The following is a 387-nucleotide window of genomic DNA, read 5'->3' on the forward strand; positions in this document are numbered from 1 at the left end:
TTTGTTAAAACGCCTAGCAAAAAATAGCCTTTAAAAACCACTCTATCGCCTATTTTAGGGCTTGTTTTTAAAAAAGCGTTAGAATTTTAAACTTTTTTATTACGCTATTTTTGACTCTGCTATACTAAAACTTTTGTTTTTAAAAATGGGCTTTTATTTGCTTTGTTTTGTCATTTTAAAACTCATTTTAAAAAATATTTCAAATTCTTTTTATAACAAGCTCTTTTATTATTGATTATAAAAACGCTTTTAGCATTTTTTAACTTCTTTGTGTGGGGTTAGGGGTTTGAAGGTCAGTAATTTTTCTCGGTAGTATTCGTATTGCTTTTTTCGGGCTTTTATTTCAGCGGGGATACCGGCTAATAAATCGGTGGTTAAAAGTGAAAA

The 387-nt window shown here is 28.9% G+C and carries 1 pseudogene; it reads right to left on the minus strand.

Features of this window, described 5'->3' with window-relative positions:
* Positions 1–249 precede the first annotated feature (249 nt).
* Positions 250–387, minus strand: a pseudogene (locus QT74_RS08380) (restriction endonuclease subunit S); the annotation flags it as partial.

The sequence above is a fragment of the Helicobacter pylori SA213A genome, from assembly GCF_000476275.1.
Lineage (GTDB): Bacteria > Campylobacterota > Campylobacteria > Campylobacterales > Helicobacteraceae > Helicobacter > Helicobacter pylori_CL.